This is a genomic window from Streptomyces blattellae (assembly GCF_009709555.1).
GTDB lineage: Bacteria > Actinomycetota > Actinomycetes > Streptomycetales > Streptomycetaceae > Streptomyces > Streptomyces blattellae.
This window is the reverse complement of the sequence record NZ_WJBG01000140.1, coordinates 1-19,465: the sequence shown is the minus strand read 5'-3', so window position 1 is coordinate 19,465 and position 19,465 is coordinate 1. Positions and strand designations below refer to the sequence as shown.

At 70.5% G+C, this 19,465-nt stretch carries 19 protein-coding genes and 2 pseudogenes; 7 read left to right on the top strand and 14 right to left on the bottom strand.

The genetic code is table 11. The annotated features are described in order from the left end of the window. Window positions 1–256: 256 nt before the first annotated feature. Entirely contained in the window at window positions 257–1,903 is a 1,647-nt protein-coding gene (locus tag GFH49_RS14760; RefSeq protein WP_155056331.1) for a tetratricopeptide repeat protein, read from the top strand. Between the two features lie 48 nt (window positions 1,904–1,951). Here the strand turns inward: GFH49_RS14760 and GFH49_RS14755 are convergent, their stop codons facing one another. Both GFH49_RS14755 and GFH49_RS14750 read right to left on the bottom strand, forming a co-directional pair. After that, the gene (locus GFH49_RS14755) at window positions 1,952–2,173 is read right to left on the bottom strand and encodes a DUF4177 domain-containing protein (protein WP_155056330.1); all 222 of its coding nucleotides are present in this window, start codon (window positions 2,171–2,173) and stop codon (window positions 1,952–1,954) included. 118 nt (window positions 2,174–2,291) lie between these two features. Continuing rightward, window positions 2,292–2,885, bottom strand: a complete 594-nt coding sequence (locus GFH49_RS14750; RefSeq protein WP_155056329.1) for a TetR/AcrR family transcriptional regulator — start codon at window positions 2,883–2,885, stop codon at window positions 2,292–2,294. Between the two features lie 121 nt (window positions 2,886–3,006). On the opposite strand from GFH49_RS14750, the gene GFH49_RS14745 reads away from it, so the two are divergent. Beyond that, window positions 3,007–4,029 (top strand): aldo/keto reductase, encoded by a 1,023-nt coding sequence (locus tag GFH49_RS14745; protein WP_155056328.1) that lies wholly within the window; start codon window positions 3,007–3,009, stop codon window positions 4,027–4,029. Between the two features lie 77 nt (window positions 4,030–4,106). On the opposite strand, the gene GFH49_RS14740 is transcribed toward GFH49_RS14745, so the two are convergent. Beyond that, on the bottom strand, window positions 4,107–4,607 hold the full coding sequence (locus GFH49_RS14740; protein ID WP_155056327.1) for a cysteine dioxygenase: 501 nt from the start codon (window positions 4,605–4,607) through the stop codon (window positions 4,107–4,109). Beyond that, a complete protein-coding gene (locus GFH49_RS14735; RefSeq protein WP_155056326.1) occupies window positions 4,604–5,536 on the bottom strand; it encodes an amidohydrolase family protein in 933 nt (310 codons plus the stop codon). The genes GFH49_RS14740 and GFH49_RS14735 overlap by 4 nt, the downstream gene beginning before the upstream one ends. A gap of 145 nt (window positions 5,537–5,681) precedes the next feature. Between GFH49_RS14735 and GFH49_RS14730 the strand changes: the two genes are divergently transcribed. Both GFH49_RS14730 and lpdA read left to right on the top strand, forming a co-directional pair. Then, window positions 5,682–6,686: a LacI family DNA-binding transcriptional regulator gene (locus tag GFH49_RS14730; protein WP_155056325.1), complete on the top strand. Its 1,005-nt coding sequence runs from the start codon at window positions 5,682–5,684 to the stop codon at window positions 6,684–6,686. A 215-nt stretch (window positions 6,687–6,901) separates the two neighbouring features. Beyond that, window positions 6,902–8,302, top strand: coding sequence for a dihydrolipoyl dehydrogenase (gene lpdA, locus GFH49_RS14725; protein WP_155056324.1), 1,401 nt, complete (start codon window positions 6,902–6,904; stop codon window positions 8,300–8,302). Between the two features lie 779 nt (window positions 8,303–9,081). Here lpdA and GFH49_RS14720 read toward each other — a convergent pair. Then, complete coding sequence (locus GFH49_RS14720) at window positions 9,082–9,774, bottom strand: hypothetical protein (RefSeq protein WP_230396298.1); 693 nt, start codon at window positions 9,772–9,774, stop codon at window positions 9,082–9,084. A gap of 285 nt (window positions 9,775–10,059) precedes the next feature. After that, complete coding sequence (locus GFH49_RS14715; protein WP_155056323.1) at window positions 10,060–10,245, bottom strand: hypothetical protein; 186 nt, start codon at window positions 10,243–10,245, stop codon at window positions 10,060–10,062. Here GFH49_RS14715 and GFH49_RS14710 point away from each other — a divergent pair. Beyond that, entirely contained in the window at window positions 10,244–11,224 is a 981-nt protein-coding gene (locus GFH49_RS14710; protein ID WP_155056322.1) for a threonine ammonia-lyase, read from the top strand. The two genes, GFH49_RS14715 and GFH49_RS14710, sit on opposite strands and share 2 nt — an antisense overlap. A gap of 193 nt (window positions 11,225–11,417) precedes the next feature. On the opposite strand, the gene GFH49_RS14705 is transcribed toward GFH49_RS14710, so the two are convergent. From GFH49_RS14705 to GFH49_RS14685, 5 genes and pseudogenes are all read right to left on the bottom strand, one after another. Further along, entirely contained in the window at window positions 11,418–11,690 is a 273-nt protein-coding gene (locus GFH49_RS14705; RefSeq protein ID WP_196217986.1) for a hypothetical protein, read from the bottom strand. A gap of 161 nt (window positions 11,691–11,851) precedes the next feature. Then, window positions 11,852–12,156 (bottom strand): annotated as a pseudogene (locus GFH49_RS14700) (SRPBCC family protein). 378 nt (window positions 12,157–12,534) lie between these two features. Continuing rightward, window positions 12,535–12,882, bottom strand: a complete 348-nt coding sequence (locus GFH49_RS14695) for an arsenate reductase ArsC (RefSeq protein ID WP_230396302.1) — start codon at window positions 12,880–12,882, stop codon at window positions 12,535–12,537. Window positions 12,883–12,969: 87 nt separating this feature from the next. Beyond that, window positions 12,970–13,707, bottom strand: coding sequence for an aquaporin (locus GFH49_RS14690; RefSeq protein ID WP_196217985.1), 738 nt, complete (start codon window positions 13,705–13,707; stop codon window positions 12,970–12,972). Then, window positions 13,704–14,078 (bottom strand): ArsR/SmtB family transcription factor, encoded by a 375-nt coding sequence (locus GFH49_RS14685; protein ID WP_196217984.1) that lies wholly within the window; start codon window positions 14,076–14,078, stop codon window positions 13,704–13,706. The genes GFH49_RS14690 and GFH49_RS14685 overlap by 4 nt, the downstream gene beginning before the upstream one ends. A 115-nt stretch (window positions 14,079–14,193) precedes the next feature. Between GFH49_RS14685 and arsM the strand changes: the two genes are divergently transcribed. Further along, window positions 14,194–15,072, top strand: coding sequence for an arsenite methyltransferase (gene arsM / locus GFH49_RS14680; protein ID WP_155056320.1), 879 nt, complete (start codon window positions 14,194–14,196; stop codon window positions 15,070–15,072). Between the two features lie 148 nt (window positions 15,073–15,220). Continuing rightward, a pseudogene (locus GFH49_RS14675) lies at window positions 15,221–16,949 on the top strand (dolichyl-phosphate-mannose--protein mannosyltransferase). Between the two features lie 62 nt (window positions 16,950–17,011). Here GFH49_RS14675 and GFH49_RS14670 read toward each other — a convergent pair. The 3 genes from GFH49_RS14670 to GFH49_RS14660 all read right to left on the bottom strand — a co-directional run bounded on the left by GFH49_RS14670 (window position 17,012) and on the right by GFH49_RS14660 (window position 19,415). Further along, window positions 17,012–17,821, bottom strand: a complete 810-nt coding sequence (locus GFH49_RS14670; protein ID WP_155056319.1) for an SAM-dependent methyltransferase — start codon at window positions 17,819–17,821, stop codon at window positions 17,012–17,014. Window positions 17,822–17,853: 32 nt separating this feature from the next. After that, window positions 17,854–18,126 carry a hypothetical protein gene (locus GFH49_RS14665; protein WP_230396297.1) on the bottom strand — a complete coding sequence of 91 codons (273 nt, stop codon included), beginning with the start codon at window positions 18,124–18,126 and terminating at the stop codon, window positions 17,854–17,856. Window positions 18,127–18,162: 36 nt separating this feature from the next. Next, window positions 18,163–19,415 (bottom strand): IS3 family transposase gene (locus GFH49_RS14660; protein ID WP_230396121.1). Its coding sequence is split into 2 segments (ribosomal slippage): window positions 18,163–19,133 and window positions 19,133–19,415, totalling 1,254 coding nucleotides; the frame shifts between segments, so codons are not numbered across the junction. Window positions 19,416–19,465 lie beyond the last annotated feature (50 nt).

The window sequence follows — 19,465 nt, the reverse complement described above, 5'->3', positions numbered from 1 at the left end:
CGTGCCGCTGTGATCACACCGTCGTGCCATGACTTTGTCGATCTGCCGCCCGACGGAGCAGGCCGAGGCTGGGTTCCCCCACCCTCGTACCGGCCGTGACGACACCGCTGGGCGGCACGCCGAGGGTGAGAGCGGACGAAAGTGCCCCTGAGGCAGCAACCGATGCGCGGATGCGGCGTTTCCCAGGGTGGGCAGGCCGGTGGTGGTGCGGCCGGCAGGCCATGACCAGAGCCGACGGCGGATGTGAGGAAAGCCCATGGACTACTACGATCTCGGCACCCACTCCCGCCCCGTGACGACCTCGTCCGCCGAGGCCCAGCTGTGGTTCGACCGCGGCCTGGTCTGGACGTACGCCTTCCACCACGAGGAAGCCGTCCGCTGCTTCGAGACCGCGGCCGCGGCGGACCCCGGCTGTGCGATGGCCCAGTGGGGCATCGCCTACGCGCTCGGCCCCAACTACAACAAGCCGTGGGAGGCCTTCGACGGCGAGGACCTGGAACGCACCGTCGACCGGACCCACGCCGCCGTGGAACTCGCCCACGACAGGACGGCCGGCGCCACCCCCGTCGAGCAGGCCCTGATCCAAGCCCTGCGCGCCCGCTACCCGCAGTCCGAGGCGGTGGCGGACTGCTCGGTGTGGAACGTGCCGTACGCCGAGAGCATGCGCGCCGTCTACGACCTCGCCCCCGACGACCTGGACGTCGCCGCGCTGTACGCGGACGCCCTGATGAACCTCACGCCCTGGCAGCTGTGGGACCTGCCCACCGGCGAACCCGCCGAAGGCGCCCGCACGATGGAGGCCAAGGCCGTGCTGGAACGCGCACTGGCCACCGAGGAGGGGGCACGCCACCCGGGCCTGCTGCACCTGTACATCCACCTGATGGAGATGTCGCCGGCCCCGGAGACGGCCCTTCCGGTCGGCGACCGGCTGCGCGACCTGGTGCCCGACGCCGGGCATCTGCAGCACATGCCCTCGCACCTGGACGTGCTGTGCGGCGACTACCGGCGCGTCGTGTCGGACAACACCCGTGCGATCGCCGCCGACGAGAAGTTCCGCGCCCGCTCCGGCGCGATGAACTTCTACACCCTGTACCGGTCGCACAACTACCACTTCAAGATCTACGGTGCGATGTTCCTCGGCCGGTCCCGCACCGCCCTCCAGACGGCCGCCGAACTCGAAGCCTCCATCCCGGAAGAGCTGCTGCGGGTGCAGAGCCCGCCCATGGCCGACTGGCTGGAGGGCTTTCTGGCCATGCGGGTCCACGTCCTGATCCGCTTCGGCCGCTGGGCGGACATCCTCGAACTGCCCCTGCCCGCCGACCCGGAGCTCTACAGCGTGACCACCGCGATGCTGCACTACGCCCGGGGCGTGGCCCTGTCGGCGACCGGCCGCATCCCGGAGGCCGAGACCGAACGTGAGCTGTTTCGCCGGGCGCTCGCCCAAGTCCCGCCCACCCGCATGCTGTTCAACAACACCTGCGCCGACATCCTCGCCGTCGCCTCGGCGATGCTGGACGGGGAGCTGGAGTACCGCAAGGGCGATCACCTCGCCGCCTTCGCCGCCCTGGAGCAGGCCATCGCCCTGGACGACAGCCTCCCGTACGACGAGCCCTGGGGCTGGATGCAGCCCACCCGGCACGCCTACGGCGCCCTCCTCCTGGAGCAGGGCCGCGTCGCGGAGGCCGAAGCGGTCTACCGCGCCGACCTGGGCCTGGACGACACCCTCCCGCGCGCCCTGCAGCACCCCGGGAACGTCTGGTCCCTGCACGGCTTCCACGAATGCCTGCTCCGCCTCGGCAAGGTGGGGGAGGCCCGCATCGTCGCCCAGCAGCTGAAGATGGCCGCCGCGATGGCCGACGTCCCCGTCGAGGCGTCCTGCTTCTGCCGCCTGGAACGGGCGTAGCGCATCCTCACAGCTGCGTGATCCCACTTCGCGGGCCTCACCACCCCGTCAGCCGCGCGGCCGCTCCAGCGTCAGCAGCAACCCCTCCACCGCGCCGGGACCTATCCGGCCCTTGACGTCGGCGGATGTGATGGCCTTGAGCGCCCAACCGTCCTCGGCATGCTTGTTGAGGACCTTCTCCAGCTTGTCGCTGTCCAGCGCGTCGCCGATCAGCGATTCCCGGAACGTGACGACCTTGTACTCGTACGAATGAGGACTGCGAGTGCTCATGACTACGGGTCCCTCCTGCTCGTCGGTTGGCATGACCGGGGCCCACTCAAGCACGGTTCGGTGCCGCGCCGTAGCGGCGCCCCCCCGTCATCGACCCCCCACCGTCTGCGGTCGATGGTCAGCGTGCCTGCCGTAGGCCCGCGACGAGGAGTGCGACCAGTCGGCGTGCGTCGTAGCGGGGGTCGCTGTCCGCGCCGATGCAGAGGTTGCCGACGCCGCGCATGAATTCGTAGGCGTCCACGTCGGAGCGGATCTCCCCGGCGGCGGCCGCGGCTTCGAGCAACTGGGTGCAGACGGGCACGAGGCGGTCGAGGAAGTAGGCGTGCAGCGTGTCGAAGCCGGCGCTGTCGGACTGCAGTACGGCGGCGAGTCCGTGCTTGGTGACCAGGAAGCCGACGAAGAGGTCGATCCACTGGCCGAGTGCGGCATGCGGGGTCGGGCCGGCCGAGAGGAGGGCCGGGCCGGCCTCGGCACAGGCGTCGACCTGATGCCGGTAGACGGCGATGATGAGGTCCGCCCGGGTGGGGAAGTGGCGGTAGATCGTGCCCATCCCGACGCCGGCCCTGGCCGCGATGTCGCGTACCGGCGCTTCCACGCCCGCCGTGACGAAGACCGCGGCGGCCGCGTCGAGCAGCGTCTCCTTGTTGCGCCGGGCGTCCGCCCGTTTCGGCCGGGCCGGGCGTGCCGCGCCCTCGTCGTTGTCGTTCCCCACGCCACTTCCTCCGCTGGGTCGCTCGCCGTGTTGCTAAACGGAACAGTGCTCCGTATCGTTGTTCCCGTTAACGGAGCAGCGTTCCGTTTGTTGATGATATCCGCCATGGAGGCATACGGTCATGCAGTACCGCACCTTGGGCCGCACCGGTGTGCAGGTCAGCTCCCTCGCGCTCGGCGCGATGAACTTCGGCAGGATCGGACGCACCACCGAGGACGAGGTCACCGCCATCGTCGATGCCGCTCTGGAGGGCGGCATCAACGTCATCGACACCGCGGACATGTACAGCGCGGGGGAGTCGGAAGAGCTGGTCGGCAAGGCCATCGCCGGCCGCCGCGACGACATCGTGCTGGCCACCAAGGCGACCATGCCGATGAGCGACGAACGCAACCACCGGGGCAGTTCGCGCCGTTGGCTGGTGACCGCCCTGGACAACAGCCTGCGCCGCCTGGGCGTGGACCACGTCGACCTCTACCAGATCCACCGATGGGACCCCCACACCAGCGACGAGGAGACCCTGTCGGCACTGACCGACCTGCAACGCGCGGGAAAGATCCGCTACTTCGGCTCCTCGACGTTCCCCGCCCACCGCATCGTGCAAGCCCAGTGGGCCGCCCGCGAGTGTCACCTGAGCCGCTACGTCACCGAACAGCCCAGCTACTCGATCCTCCAACGCGGCATCGAGACCCATGTGCTGCCCGTGACCGAGCAGTACGGGCTCGGCGTGCTGGTGTGGAGCCCGCTGGCCTCGGGCTGGCTGTCGGGCGCGATCCGGGAGGGGCGGGACGTCACCACCAGCCGCTCCACGTTCATGCCGGACCGCTTCGACCTTTCCCTCCCCTCCAACCGGGCCAGGCTGGAGGCCGTGGAGCAGCTGGCCAAGGTCGCCGACGAGGCGGGGCTGACCATGATCCAGCTCGCCCTCGGATTCGTGACCGCGCATCCCGCCGTCACGAGCGCCCTCGTCGGCCCCCGCACACCGGACCACCTGCACGCACAACTCGCCGCCGCGGACACCGTGCTCCGCGCCGACGTTCTCGACGCGATCGACTCCATCGTCGCCCCCGGCACCGACCTCGCCCCGCACGAGAAGCACGACACTCCGCCCGCGCTGCTCGACCCGTCACTGCGGCGCCGCCGCTGACCGTCCGAAGCCGCCCTGCCTCCCGACGGGCGTGCCGGGGACGACTGCCTGTCGGGCGAGCGCCCAGGCGCGCGGGTTCAGGCCGCCGGGTTGTCCAGGGGCCGTAGTTCTTCCGCGTAGGAGACGGAGATGCGGCGCATCAGGCCGTCCTCGGTGATGACGTACTGGCCCAGGCGCCACAACGGGGGCGAGTAGGCGTGGATCGAGACCGTGTCGTCGGTGGCGCCGGTGAGGCGGTGAATGTGCTCGGGTCCGAAGCAGAACGCTCCGCCGGCGCCGATCGTGCTGGACAGGTGGCTGCCGCCGATGCGCGGATTGGACTCGTTGAGCGCGCCCTGGACGACGCGGACCGCGCCCGACGAGATGTCGTGGTCGTGCCAGCCGGTGTCGTTCTGCCGGGTCCAGCACAGCAGCCATACGTCGACGTACTCGTCCCGGTACAGGGAGGCGTAGTGCCGCTGCTCGTCCGAGAAACCGATCTGCTCGCGCCAGAGCTCGGGGCGGGCGGCGAGTTCATCGACGAGTGCCCGGAGTTCGTGCTTGTCGAGCGTGCGGTCCGGCAAGGACTCGTAGGTCACGGGGGGCTCCCTTCTTTCTGTTCGTCCGTCGGCTCGGCTCGTGTGCGGCCTCGCAGCAGGCGGTCCGGGTTGGTGGTGCGCAGGGCGTGGACGGCGGCGTCCGTGCCGCCGCCGGGGATGACGGGGGACGCGTACGGGCGGTCGCTGCCGCTGACGATCACGTCGATCCCGACGGCGCGGACGAGTGCGTCCACGGCGCGAGTGCCGTAGGAGGAGGTCTCGTAGAAGACGTCGAAGTCGATCTCGCCGCGCCCGCCGCCGCGGGCCGCCAGCCGCTCGCCGTGCAGGGGCGCCAGTCCGGCGAGGGCGGCGAAGCAGACCCGCAGGTGCGGGTGGCGAGCGCGGCCGAAGGCGCGGAACGCGAACCACGACGCGTGCATCTGGTGCAGGTAGGGGACCAGCGCCGGCCACCAAGGGGGCGTGTCCGGGGTGGCCGGGGCCGCTCCGGGGTGGATGAACAGGGGCTTGCCGAGGAGGGTGAGGACGTCCAGCAGCGGAGCGCACTCCTGCCGGCCCGCGGCGTCGAGCAGTGCCGTGGCCGGGAGTTGGAGGCCGACGCAGCCGCGGCGCAGCTCGCGTTCGACGGCCTCGGGGTCCGGCTCGGACAGACAGGGCGAGGCCCAGACGCCGAACGGGGCCGGGAGCGCGAGGGCGCCGTCGTGGAACGCGTCCAGCAGCGGGGTGGCCTCGGCGGGCGGCAGGTACTCGATGCCCAGCGGGCTGGAGAGCGAGACCAGGGCCAGGCCGAGGCCGTCCGCGGCGGCGAGGCGGGCGCGCGCGGCGATGTCGTGATCGGCGGGGTCGACCGCGAACGGCTGCTCGCCCGCCAGGTGCAGGGTCCAGCCGTCCAGACACGGCGGAGTGGTACGGGCGCGCAGCAACTCGGTGAAGGCGGGCGGCCAGATGTGCTGATGGACGTCGATGAGCACGTTGAAGTCCTCGGGAAGCGCAGGTCGACGGAGCAGGGGGCGATGCTGTTAAGCGCTTCAGTGACGCGGTTAACTTAAGCGGTTAACAAGATGTCGTGTCAAGCACGCGCCCACACTGCGGACAGGGCCCGGTAGGCTTCCCGCCATGGCCAGGCCCAACAAGCGCACCACCCTCCGCGAGGTGGCCGAGGCCACGGGCCTTTCCACCGCCGCCGTCTCCTATGCCCTGCGCGGCAAGCAGGTCTCGAAGGAGACCGAGGAGCGGGTACGCAAGGCGGCGGCCGAACTGGGCTACGAGGCCGACCCCATCGCCCGTGCCCTGGCCAGCGGTCGCACCAGCATGGTCGGAGTGCTCGCCGGCGACCTCCAGGACCTCTGGCAGCAGCAGCTGATGGCGGCCATCGGCCGGGAACTGCTGGCCAGCGACCACTACGCACTGATCCTGGACGCCGGCGGCGACCCCGAGCGGGAACTGGCGCTCGCCAAGCAACTGCGCGACCAGCGCGTCGACGCACTGCTCGTGTCTCCCGTCAATCCCTCGGAGGAGGGCTGGGCCGCGATCGCCGACGCGCTGCCGGTGGTGGCGGTCGGGGACTCGCTGAGCCGGGCCCGCACCGCCGGGCAGGTCATCTTCGACAACCGGGCCGGTATCGACGCCGTACTGGAGTATCTGCACGGACTCGGCCACCGCCGCGTGACCGTGCTGACCCCGACCCGGCCCAGCACGCCCGGCCGGCCCGCCGACGTGTACGTCCGCGAGGCGGCCGGCCGGCTGGGGCTGTGGGTCGAACTGGTGCCGTGCCCGCAGGAGTTGGGCGAGGCGACGGCGGTGGCCCGGCGCGTCCTGGACGGCGACTGGTCCGCGACCGCGGTGTTCTGCTTCTCCGACTCACTGGCCTACGGCGTGTACGGGGCGGCGGCCGAGGCATCCCTGGAAGTGGGCCGGGACGTGTCCGTGGTCGGCTTCGACGACCACCCGGTGTCGCGGGTGCTCACACCGCCGCTGACCACGGTGGACTGGGGCCTGGCCGAGATCGCCGTGGAGGCGGCGCGCTTGACGGTCGCGGCGATCGAGGGGAAGCGGGTACGCAGGAAGCGGATCCTGTGCGCGCCGCGGATGAGCGAGCGGGGATCGGCGGTACGGGTGTGACCGTACGGCCTTTTGCTCGGGCCGTCCCGCGAGGCGGCGTCCCTGAGCGGGCGGCCTCGGCCATGCTCACCTGGTTGGCCCAACGGCGGTGTGCTCATGGAGCTCGGGCGGCGTCGAGACGCCCAGCCGTGACGGTCCCCCAGGACGGCAGTGGCGTGGCAGATCAGCTGAAACGGCACAGATGATCCGAACGAAAACGGCCTAGGCTGGCCGGCATGAGCGCACACTTTGACGTGGTTGTCCTGGGCGCCGGCCCCGGGGGATATGTGGCAGCGATCAGGGCGGCCCAGCTCGGCCTGAACACGGCGATCGTCGAGGAGAAGTACTGGGGCGGCGTGTGCCTCAACGTGGGGTGCATCCCGTCGAAGGCGCTGCTGCGCAACGCGGAGCTGGCCCACATCTTCACCCAGGAGGCCAAGACCTTCGGCATCCGGGTGAACGGCGATGTGACCTTCGACTACGGTGCGGCGTTCACCCGCAGCCGCAAGGTGGCCGACGGACGCGTCAAGGGCGTCCACTACCTGATGAAGAAGAACAAGATCACCCAGTACACCGGCCGCGGCACCTTCAGCGACGACCGCACCCTCCAGGTCTCCCTCACCGACGGCGGCACGGCGACCGTCACCTTCGGCCACTGCGTCATCGCCGCCGGCGCCACCACGAAACTGCTGCCCGGCACCTCGCTCAGCGAGCGCGTGGTGACGTACGAGGAGCAGATCCTGTCCGACACGCTCCCGGAGAGCGTCATCATCGCGGGCGCCGGCGCGATCGGCGTCGAATTCGCGTACGTCCTGCACAACTACGGCGTGCAGGTCACGCTCGTCGAGTTCCTCGACCGCATCGTCCCGCTGGAGGACGAGGAGGTCTCCGCGGAACTGACCCGCCGTTACAAGCGGCTCGGCATCAATGTGCTGACCTCCACCCGGGTCGAGGCGATCAACGACTCCGGCGACTCGGTCAAGGTCATGGTGACCACGGGCGGCCAGCGGCAGACCCTTCAGGCCGGGAAGGTGCTCCAGGCCATCGGCTTCCAGCCGCGGGTGCAGGGTTATGGCCTGGAGAACACAGGCGTGAAGCTCACCGACCGCGGGGCGATCGACATCGACGCCCGCTGCCGCACGAGCGTTCCGCACATCTTCGCCATCGGCGATGTGACAGCCAAGCTGATGCTCGCCCACGCCGCAGAGTCGATGGGCATCGTGGCGGCCGAGACGATCGCCGACGCGGAGACGATGGAGCTCGACTACGTGATGATTCCGCGCGCGACCTACTGCCAGCCGCAGATCGCCAGCTTCGGCTGGACCGAGGCGCAGGCCCGCGAGCAGGGCTTCGACGTCAAGGTGGCGAAGTTCCCGTTCACCGCCAACGGCAAGTCGCACGGCCTGGGCGACACCGCGGGCTTCGTGAAGATCCTCAGCGACGCCCGGTACGGCGAACTCCTCGGCGCCCACCTGATCGGCCCCGAAGTCACCGAGCTGCTCCCGGAGTTGACCCTCGCCCAGCAGTGGGACCTGACCGTCCACGAGGTCGCCCGCAACGTGCACGGCCATCCGACGCTGGGCGAGGCGGTCAAGGAGGCCCTTCACGGGCTCGCCGGCCACATGATCAACATGTGACGCGGGCGGGACACTCCCGCGAGGCGCCCGTGCCGGCGGGCGATCCCCCAGCCCGGGTCGCCGAAGGAACCGCCGTGCAGGCTGTGACGCCCCGGGGGAGGGGCCGGCGGCGGAGCCGGGCAGCAGCCACGCCGAGCCGGGTCGGCGTCGTCACCCGGCGCCCACCCGACGAGTTCGGCCCGGCGGTCACCCGACGAGTTCGGCCCGGCGGTCACACGACGAGTTCGGCCCGGCGGTCACCGCCGAGGTCGGTGAGGCCGACGGCCTGCCCGAGGGCGGGGTTTCTGCCGGGGACGCCATGGACGTCGCCCTCGTGGGGCAGGCGGGCACCGGGTAGTGTCCCCGGTCGTGGTGTGGCCGATCACGGTCCGTCGCTTCCGCTCTGGAGCCGTCCGGTACGTGCCGCTGCCAGCCGTCGTGCGATCACCACTGGTCCCTGCCCGGCGAGCCTCAACAGGGCCTCCGGTGAGGGCGATTCGGGCCGCGACCTGGGGATTCCGCCAGCTTGATCGACTACACCACCCGGCGGGACGCCATCGGGCACCGCCGCCCGTCAATCCGCGCCGTCCGCGGCGTCCGCGCCGTCCGCCCAGGAAGGGCAGCACCTCCTCGGGCCCGCCTGCGCGTACACCTCGGCGGCGTGCGAGCCTCGGTGCCTTTTCGCCGGGCACGCCCGGGGAGCCCGGTCGAGGGTGGTGTCCGGGCCATAGCCGGGGCCGGGGCGAGCCGATGAGCACAGTGCGGTGCGCGCGCATCTGGGCCATGACGTGGCCTGCCAGTCATTGCCCTTCGCTCCACGCAGGCACAACTGGACGCTCCGGGCGTCGCGTGAGGCGTCGGCGGGGCGCGGTCGCCGGACTCTGCTCGCCGTTGAGCCTCCTCACGACTCCCCGCTGTGCGGATGTGAACGTCCCGGAGTCGGCCGGGCCGCAGACGGACACGGGCGGGCCATCGAGCCACGGGGCGTCTGACGTCGTCGTTCGGCCGTGGGCGGCGGATCCGGGAAGGGCCGGGAGACCTTGGAGGCGGGACAGCTCGCTCGCGCACCGCTGCAGGGCCACTTCCAGGACTTCGGGCATGGTCAGCGTCCCGGTGCCGTCCGGCGGGAGGATCCAGCGCAGCGCGCCCCAGCGGCAGTGCGGCGCGGGAGCGGCGATCCAGGTTCCCCTGCCGAGAAGGCGCAGTCCGGTGCCGATCCATACGGCATGCGGCTCCGGGGGCAGGAGGAAGCCCACATGACGGCGTCGGGTATCCAGCAGGCAGGGGCCGGGATTGAGCAGGGGCAGGTCTTCCAGGAGCTCGGCGACGCGCAGGCCGAGCTCTTCCGGCACGACCAGCACGTCCCAGAACCGTCCGGCGGCGAGCAGTGTGACCCCGGTGCTGCCGTTCTGCCACTCCTCCTTGCAGGCGCGGGGATCCTCCGACGACGCGGCCAGCCACTCCATTGACCTCGTCCACTGCGTGAGCGCCATCAAAGCCTCCTAGTAGTGCGCCGATGTACTGCACTGCCCGTCCGGGGCTGTTCGGGGTGACCTGAGGTGATCGTGGGTTCGCTGGGCTGGAATTACAGATGTGGCTGATCGGTTGATGCCCCAGTGCATCGGGTGCCGGGTGCCGCGAACAGACGGCCGGGGCTCAATTCCCCGTATGGGGCGAGCGCCCGCGCATCAAACCGGCAGGTATATGCACGCGCGCGCTCCGGCGCCGCCGTAGGAGACAGAAGCCGACGGCGCCGACCGCACGGGGCCTACGGGCGGTCAGTTGTCGCTGCTGCCTGGCTGGTTGCGCCGGCGCGGCGAGCTTCGGTTGCCGTCCGGATCCACCGCCTCTATACGGACACCGAACGTGTATTCCTGTGGGTCGGGCTGGTCGAAGGCCACACCGCGGTCGCGCAGTACCTTCACGAAGGGAACAGCGCCGGCGGCGCTAGGCTGCCGTGTCATGCAGGAGACACGCCTCGACACCGCTCGGATCCGGGCGGCCCGGCGGGTGATCGACCCGGTCTTTCTCGACACTCCGCTGTACCCCTGCGAGCCACTCGTGCCCCGCCTCGGATGCACCGTGAGCATCAAGCTCGAAACGGCGAACCCGGTCCGCAGCTTCAAGGCCCGTGGCACCGAGGTGGTTGCGAGCATGCTAGCCGACGACGGCTCGCGGTCCGTGGTGTGCGCCAGCGCGGGCAACCTCGGCCAGGCCCTGGCGTGGTCCGGTCGCGGCCGGGGACTCGACGTGACCGTCGTCGCATCCCGCTTCGCGACCGTGGCCAAGCTTGATCGCATCCGCGCGTTGGGTGCCAGGCTGGAACTGGTGGACGGCGACCACGAGACGGCTCGCGAGCGGGCGGCGGCCATCGCGCGGTACGAGGGCATCCGGCTGGTCGAGGACAGCCTGGACATCGAGACCTGCGAGGGCGCGGCGACCATCGGCCTGGAACTGGTGGACACGGTGCCGTCGTGCGACGCCGTGCTGATCGCTCTGGGCGGCGGGGCGCTGGCCACCGGTGTGGGGCATGTGCTGAAGGCGTCGGCGCCCGACGTCGAGGTGATATGCGTCCAGCCGCTGGGCGCACCGGCGATGACCCGGTCGTGGCGCCAACGGCGCGTGGTCACCACCGACTCGACCGACACCATCGCCGACGGGGTCGCCGGCCGGTGTCCCATCCCGGCCGTCCTGGACGACTTGCTCCTGGTCGCCGACGACGCCGTCCTCGTCCAGGAGGCGTCGATCGTCGCCGGTATGCGGATGCTCCTCGACCACGCCGGCCTCGTCGTCGAACCGTCGGCCGCGCTCGGCATCGCGGCGATCCTCGAAGACCGCGACCGCTTCGCCGGCCGGCACGTCGTCACCATCGTGTGCGGCGGCAACGTCGACGTGGACGCGTATCACCGCTGGATCGGTGCGGCTCCCAGCCGTGCGCCGTGAACGTGCGCCTGCGCCAAGACGTCCGCTCGGGACGCCGCCCACCCGCTACCCGTCCGGTGCGACGCGGACCTGGCCCCTGACCGGAGACTCCCCAGCAGCACAGAACCGGAACTGCCCCGTCCGCGCGATGCCCGGCGAGACGATCGTGCACGCGGAGGACATCCGCCGCCCGCTGGGCATCCGCTGAGGCCGGCTACTCCGTATCCCGCTCCGGCAGCGGCGCGTAGCGGGTGGGACCCGGTGTCTGGCCCTCCGGGGGGTAGTCGCAGTCGAGGCTGGAGATCTCGTAGTCGTCGCCCTCGTTCTGCTCCTGGTCGACGACCACCGCCGCGGTGCAGACACGGCCGTGCTCGTCGGTGAACGTGACGATCTCGCTGTAATCCGTCGGGGTGCCGCACCCCGTGAGCAGCAGCAGCGCCGCCGCCCCTGCGGCCACCGCCACGCCGAGCCGCCACCGCCGTTTCATCCCGTCCCCCCAAGCCCGCCGCGTCGTCCAACTCGGTTCCCGCTCTGTCAACGTAGCCGTCAGCGACCGTCGTCACCAGGCCCGTGGCGCCGGTCTCCGGGCCGCAACCTGCGGAGCGGAGAGGGGAGTTGTGCAGGCATGTGCAGTGCACCGCACGCGCGTCAGTCCGGGCCGATCGCCGCCTCGGCTGCTGACTTGATCCGCGCGCCGAAGCTGTCGGCGTCCTTGCGGGCGGCGGCGAGCGCCAGGCCGACGATGAGCTTGCCCAGTCCGTGGCCTTCCGGAGTGTTGAAGAAGCGGACCCGGGTCGTGCGGTCGGTCAGCGGCTCCAGGGCGTATCCGCCTTCGCGTGCCGTCACGCTGTTCTTCGACTGAACTGCGGATCGTTGCGTCCGTCGGCGAGGCAGGCGAAGACCTTCTCGACGGGACGATCGACCTCGATCACCGCTTCGAACGGTCCTGACATGGGCCCTCCTGACCGATCGAGCCGCATCCCACCCGGACCGCTCCTTCGGCAGGCCGTCCGCCGGACCGTCGCTCCGCCGGACCGTCGCTCCGCCGGACCGTCGCTCCGCCGGACCGTCGCTCCGCGGGGAGACCGCCTCGCGCCCGCGCGAGGAACGCGGCAGCCGTCCGGTAACGGCCCGCACCGTCGCAGCGGCACCCCGACGACCCTACGGCCACCGGGCATCCCACGAAGCGAGCGGCACTCGGTCCCACACCAGCTCTCCCAGCCGCTCTGCGGACCACGTCAAGCCCTGACTCCCGGCCCAACCACCGGGCCCCCGCAGCCGGTCGGCCTCGGACCGCGTCGGCCATGGGTCCGGCGGCGGTCCGCCGGCCGTCAGCCGGGTGCCACGTCCGAGATCAGTGTCCGGACGCGTGTCTCGATCGCGTCGCGGATGGGGCGCACGGCCTCGACGCCCTGCCCGGCAGGGTCGTCGAGCTGCCAGTCGAGGTAGCGCTTGCCGGGGAAGACGGGACACGCGTCGCCGCACCCCATGGTGATCACGACATCGGATGCCTGGACCGCCTCCGTCGTCAGGACCTTCGGGGTCTGGGCGGAGATGTCGACGCCGACCTCGCGCATCGCTTCCACCACGGCCGGGTTGACCGCGTCGGCCGGGGCGGAGCCGGCGGAGCGGACCTCGATGCGGTCGCCCGCGAGGTGGGTGAGGAAGGCGGCTGCCATCTGGGATCGGCCGGCGTTGTGGACGCAGACGAAGAGCACGGACGGACGCTGAGCTGGAGTGTGCACGGCGGATGTCTTTCGGGTGGGTCAGCGGGCGGCGGCCAGGCCGGGCTCGCCGTCGGTGAGGGCGGGCTGCGCTGCGGTGAGCGTCGGAGGGCCGAAGAGCACGGGGAGCAGGGCGAGACCGAGGGCGGCCCCGGCCAGTTGGGCGGCGACGAACGGGAGCACGGCGTCCGGGGCGATGCCGGCGAAGGAGTCGGTGAAGGTCCGGCCGATGGTGACGGCCGGGTTCGCGAACGAGGTGGACGAGGTGAACCAGTACGCGGAGCCGATGAACGCGGCCACGGCGACCGGCGTCATGCTCGCACGGCGGACGCGGGCCAGCCCGAAGATCACGAGGAGGAGCCCGGCGGTCGCGACCGCCTCGCCGAGCCACAGGTGCCCGGCGGACCGGTCGTGGGTGGAGAACGTGACCGGCGGCTCGGCGAACATGGCATTGGCCAGGACCGCGCCGCCTATGGCACCGGCGATCTGGGCAGGCACGTACGCGGCGACGTCACGCAGGCTGAGGCCGTCCGGGTCACGGCGGCCGGTGAACCAGGCGGCGAGGGTGACGACGGGGTTGAAGTGCGCGCCGGACACCGGCCCGAGCAGAACGATCAGCACGCCCAGACCGAAGACGGTGGCGAGGGAGTTGGCGAGCAACTGCACGCCGACATCGCGCGACAGCTCCGTGGCCTGGATGCCGGAGCCGACCACCACGGCGACCAGCAGCCCGGTCCCGATCACCTCGGCGGCGACCCGACGGCCGAGCGGCGCGCTCACGCGCCGGTTCCGGCGGTCTGCGAGGTGGCCAGGAACCCGGCGAGCCGGTCGAGTACGCCGGGCAGCACCCAGTAGTAGACCCAGGTCCCGCGCCGCTCGCAGTCGATGAGCCCGGCCTGCCGCAGCAGCTTGAGGTGGTGGGAGATCGTCGGCTGGGACAGGTCGAAGGCCGGCGTCAGCTCGCACACGCAGACCTCACCACCGGCCCCGCGCGAGGCGATCAGCGACATCAGACGCAGCCGGACCGGGTCACCCAGGGCCTTGAAGACCTTTGCCAGGTCGGCGGCCTGGTCCTCGTCCAGCGGCGCGGCGGACAGCCCCGGGCAGCAGGCGGCGTCCTGGCCGATCACCTCAAGCTCTTGTTTCGACATACCTCTATGTTGACGTTTTTCGATTCAAGGCGCAAGCTTGCGTCAAGAAACATCGATAGACATCAATGCAGGCCGCTCCGAGGCCGCACCGCACCCCGTCATCTGGGAGTGAGTCATGAACGAGCAGTCCACCGACCTGCGCGAAACCGTCCGTCGGCGGTACGCGGCGGCGGCCGTGCAGGTCGCCGAAGGCAGCAGCGCCTGCTGCGGCCCGCAGCCGGTCGAGGTCGACGAGAACTTCGGCTCCACCCTGTACGCCGCCGACGAGCGCGACGCGCTGCCCGCCGAGGCCGTCGCCGCCTCTCTCGGCTGCGGCAACCCCACCGCCGTCGCCGAACTGCGCGAGGGCGAGCGGGTTCTGGACCTCGGTTCCGGCGGCGGCATCGACGTCCTGCTCTCCGGCCGCCGCGTAGGGCCGACGGGCAAGGCGTACGGACTGGACATGACCGAGGAGATGCTCGCCCTCGCCCTGGCCAACGCCGAGAAGGCGGGCGCGACCAATGTCGAGTTCCTCAAAGGCACCATCGAAGCCATCCCGCTGCCCGCGAACACCATCGACGTGGTGATCTCCAACTGCGTCATCAACCTGTCCGTCGACAAGCCCGCCGTCTTCGCCGAGACCTTCCGCGTGCTCAGGCCCGGTGGCCGGATCGGTGTCTCCGACGTCGTCGCCGACGACACCCTCACCACCGGGCAGCGCGCCGAGCGCGGCGATTACGCCGGCTGCGTCGCGGGAGCCCTGTCCTTCGCCGAATACCGCGCGGGCCTGGAGGCCGCCGGCTTCACGGACATCGAGATCACCCCGACCCACTCCTTCGCCGACGGCATGCACTCCGCCATCGTCCGCGCCGCCAAGCCCGCCACCGCGACGCCCGAGGCGGACGACTCCTGCTGCGGCGTCACCGCCTGCTGCACACCGGCCGAGCAGCCGACCGACCACTCCCTCACCGTCGCCGCGGCCAAGAGCGCCACGGGATGCGCCTGCCGGAGCTGATCTCGCCCGGCACCTGCCCCACCATCGGCGGAAACCGGTGGGATTCGGACGCCGCCCCGGGCGAGCTGCGTCCACCCCACCCCACACGTCACTGCTCAAGGTCATCCGGTGACACTTAAGGTCATCCGGTGACACTTAAGGTCATCCGGTGACGAGTAGCAACGCGCCCCGTTCCCCTGTCCTCGACGGCACCCGCCCGACGCCGCCGCCCGACAACTGGCGTTGGCGCATTCGCCAGTTCGGGTACACCGGACGCCCCCGGACCGACACCCGTGAACGCCTGGTTCCGCCCTTTCCGAAGCCGTCCACTCGTCTCTGGGAATCCATGGGCCTCAGCCCGGCGCCGGCCTACCGCCTCGGGAAGGCGACAGGCTGGCTGGGGCCGGTACTCGTCGCCGTATTGGCCGGAGCGATACGTTTCTGGCAGCTCGGCCGCCCGCAGGCCTTCGTCTTCGACGAGACCTACTACGCCAAGGACGCCTGGTCCCTGCTGCAGTCCGGCTACGAGGGCACCTGGCCGGACCGCAAGGTCTCCGACCCGCAGATACTCGCGGACCCCCAGGCGATCCCGCTCTCCGACACCGGAGCCTTCGTCGCACACCCGCCCGTGGGCAAGTGGATGATCGCCCTCGGCGAGTGGATGTTCGGCCTCGATCCGTTCGGCTGGCGCTTCATGACGGCGGTCCTGGGCACGCTGTCGGTGCTGATGCTGTGCCGAATAGGCCGCCGCCTGTTCCGCTCGACGATGCTGGGCTGCCTGGCGGGCGCGCTGCTGGCGGTGGACGGTCTGCACGTGGTGATGAGCCGTACCGCCCTGCTGGACCTCGTCGTCATGTTCTTCGCCCTGGCGGCGTTCGGATGCCTGCTGATCGACCGGGACCGGGCACGGGCCCGGCTCGCGGCGGCGTTGCCGGTCGGTGAGGACGGCCGTGTGCGACCGGACGCGCACACCGGTGACCATGCCGGGACGGGAGTGCGTGCGTCCCTGGCGGCTCGCGGCCGGCCTCTTCCTGGGACTCGCGGCCTCCAGCAAATGGAGCGGCCCGTATTTCCTGGCCTTCTTCGTGGTCCTGACCCTGCTGTGGGACGTCGGCTCCCGCCGCGTGGCGGGCGCCCGCCACCCCTACCGGGCGGTGTTGCGCAAGGAACTCGGCTGGTCGGCGCTGTCCCTCGTGGTGGTCGCTGGGGCGACGTATCTGGTGACATGGACCGGCTGGTTCCTGTCCGACGACGGCTACGGACGCCACTGGGCGGACGGCCGCGGCGGCACATGGTCGTGGATCCCGGCTCCGCTGCGCAGCCTGTGGCACTACGAGTACGGGGTGTACCAGTTCAACGTGGGGCTGCACACTCCCCACAAGTACGAGTCCAACCCCTGGAGTTGGCTGGTCCTCGGCCGCCCCGTGCTCTTCCACTACGAGTCGCCGGCACCCGGCAAGGACGGCTGCGGCACGACGACCGACTGCGCACAGACCATCCTCGCACTCGGCACGCCACTGCTGTGGTGGTCGGCCTGCTGCGCCCTCGTATACCTGCTCTATCGGTGGGCACTGCGCCGCGACTGGCGTGCCGGCGCCATCCTGTGCGCGGTGAGCGCCGGTTATCTGCCCTGGTTCCTGTACCAGGACCGCACGATCTTCTCCTTCTACGCCGTCGTCTTCGTGCCGTATCTGTGCCTGGCCGTGACGATGATGCTGGGAGCGGTGCTGGGGCCGCCGGGGGCGGCCCGCAAGCGCCGCATACAGGGCGGGGTGGCGGCCGGTGTGCTCGTGCTGCTCATCGCCTGGAACTTCATCTACTTCTTCCCGGTCTACACGGGGCAGACCATCCCGTACGCCGACTGGCGGGCCAGGATGTGGCTCGACACGTGGATCTGAAGCTCCCGGGACCAGCCGGCCACAGCCCGGGTCCGCCCCCCGGCCGCCGCTGGGCGGGTGGGTCAGGGCTTGCGGGCCACCCCGCCGTAGACGTCGGTGGGCTCGGGCGTGGTGCCGGGCTCGGGGTGCCACAGGGGGCAGGAGACGATGCCGGGTTCGAGCAGTTCCAGGCCCTCGTAGTACGCGGCGAGCTGCTCAGGGCTGCGCAGGACGTACGGGATGGCGCCGGTGTCGTCGTAGCCCTGCTGGGCCCGCTTGAGTTCCTCGTCCGTGTCCGTGCTGTCGTAGTGCACGAAGTAGCTGCCGGGACACAGGGCCGCCTGGAGGCGGTGGACGATGGACTTGGCTTCCTCGTAGTCCTGGATGTGGCCGAGGATGCCCATGAGCATGAGGGCGACCGGCTGGTCGAAGTCCAGGATCCGGCCTGCCGCTTCCAGGATCTTCTCCGGTTCGTGCAGGTCCGCGTCGACGTACTCGGTGACGCCGTCGGGGGTGCTGGTGAGCAGGGCCTGGGCGTGCCGGAGGACCAGCGGGTCGTTGTCGGCGTAGACGATGCGGGACTCGGGCGCCATCCGCTGCGCGACCTGGTGGGTGTTGTCGTACGTGGGCAGGCCGGTGCCGATGTCGAGGAACTGCCGGATGCCGAGTTCGCCCGCCACGAAGGTCACGGAGCGGATCAGGTACTGGCGGGAGGCGCGGGCCATGGTCTCGATGTTCGGGGCGGTCTCGCGGTAGGCGTCGCCCGCGATCCGGTCGACTTCGTAGTTGTCCTTGCCTCCCATCCAGTAGTTCCAGATGCGGGCGGAATGCGGCACCGTGGTGTCGATCTTGGACAGTGCTTCCTGGTCGGGGGCGGGCCGGCCGTCTGCCATGGGAGTTCTCCTGCCGTGCGTCACGAGGTCGATTACCAACGTACCGTCAACTGCTGCTTGTTCCGCCCGAGTTCGCGGTGTGCGCAGCCGTCCTGGCGGGGCGGGTGAGCGAGTTCGGCCGCGTCGAGGCCGACGACGGGGACGTGCTGGGCGAGGGTTCGCATCGCCCGCGCGTAGGCGCCGGCCGCCTCGGCGAAGTCCGTGGGGGCGGGCCGGGGGACGTGCCCGGGCGCGGTGAGGTGGATGAGGGCGCCGTCGCGTTCGGCCACGGACTCGGCGAAGTCGAGTGCCTGGATCCAGGTCACCCGGGAGTGTGAACCGCCCCGAGTTCGATAGAGATCTCAGATGGTTGTTGTGACCTGGTGTTTCGTGGTTCCCAGGTAGTAGTTGGTCTCGTATTCGACGGGCGGGATGTGGCCTATTTCACCGTGGAGTCGGCGGTGGCAGTACCAGTCAACCCATTCGGCGGTAGCCAGCTCGACCTCGCTCAGGGTCTTCCAGGGGCGGCGGGGCTTGATGATCTCGGTCTTGTACAGGCCGATCGTCGACTCCATCAGCGCGTTGTCGTAGGCGTCGCCGACCGAGCCGATCGAGGCCGCGATGCCGGCGGCGTCGAGGTGTTCGGCGAGCTTGAACGACGTGTACTGGCTGCCCGCATCTGAGTGATGAATCAGCTCGCCAGGGATGTGGGGGCGGCCTTCACGGTCGCGCTGCCAAAGCCCCATCTCCAATGCATCCAGGACGAGTTGGGTCTCTTTGGAGGTGGAGGCGGACCAGCCGACGATGCGGCGGGAGAAGGTGTCCACGACGAAGGCGACGTAGACGACCCCCGCCCACGTGGCCACATGCGTGAAGTCGGCGACCCAGCAGCGGTTCGGTGCGTCGGCGACGAACTTGCGGTCCACCCGGTCCGGTGCCCGGTCGGCCGTTTCGTCGGGGATCGTGGTGATCACTCTCTTGCCCCGCACGGCGCCGGCGATGCCCATCTCGCGCATCAGCCGCTCGACGGTGCAGCGGGCCACCCGGTGGCCCTGGCGGTTCAGCTCGCGCCAGATCTTCCTTGCCCCGTAGACACGGAAGTTGGACGTGTAGACCTCCTGGATCAGCTCCTTGAGTTCCTCGTCCCGCACGGTTCGCGCGGACGGGTTCTGGAGTCGTTTCTTGTGGGCGTAGTAGGTGGATGGGGCGATCTTGCAATCGTGCTCGGACAGCACGCGGCAGATCGGCTCGACACCGCCGAAGCGGTCCCGGTGCTCGTCGATGAACGCTACGAGCGCAGGTGTGGCCGGTCGAGCTCGGCCGCGAAGAAACTCGCCGCAGCCTTCAGGATCTCGTTCGCCCGCTTGAGTTCAGCGTTCTCCCTCTTCAACGCCTTGATCTGCGCGGACTCCTCCGTCGTCGTCCCCGGCCGCTGCCCGGAGTCGACCTGGTCCTGCCGCACCCACTTGCGCAGCGTCTCATTCGAGCCGATGCCCAGTTTCTCGGCCACGGCCTTGATCGCGGCGGACTCGGTCGGGTAGTCGCCGCGAACTTCGGCGACCATGCGCACCGCGCGACGGCGCAGCTCAAGCGGATAGGAGGAAGGTCGTGCCATGACTCGATCCTTTCACGAAATCGAGTCTCCATTCGAGCCGGGGCGGTTCA